Source organism: Stenotrophomonas sp. SrG (assembly GCF_050031795.1).
GTDB lineage: Bacteria > Pseudomonadota > Gammaproteobacteria > Xanthomonadales > Xanthomonadaceae > Stenotrophomonas > Stenotrophomonas rhizophila_A.
In genome coordinates this window covers 1-275 of the sequence record NZ_JBNBBE010000239.1, presented here as the reverse complement: position 1 = coordinate 275, position 275 = coordinate 1, and the positions used below count along the sequence as shown (strand labels likewise).

Genomic DNA, 275 nt, shown 5'->3' with positions numbered 1-275 from the left:
GGCCAGGTCCGGGCTCAGGGTCAGCGCACTGAGCTGGAGGTCCCAACCGCCGTCCGCACAGGCCTGTACCGAATGAGCGTCTTGCTGGCTGCCCAGGCTCTGTTCCCAGGACGTGCCGGCACCCAGTTCACGGCGGGTATCCTCATCGTAGTCGGCGTAGCTGGCGCCGCCGTTGATCCAGGCCTGCTCGCCACGGAAGCCGGCGTACAGGCCGCCGGGCACCGCGTCGACCTCGGTGATCGCGGAGCGGTCGCGGATCTGCGGGCGCAGCGAGT

The 275-nt window shown here is 70.2% G+C and carries 1 protein-coding gene; it reads right to left on the bottom strand.

The annotated features are described in order from the left end of the window. Positions 1-275: autotransporter domain-containing protein (locus ACQG3P_RS19670; protein WP_426805979.1), on the bottom strand; the 275-nt coding region annotated here is incomplete at both ends.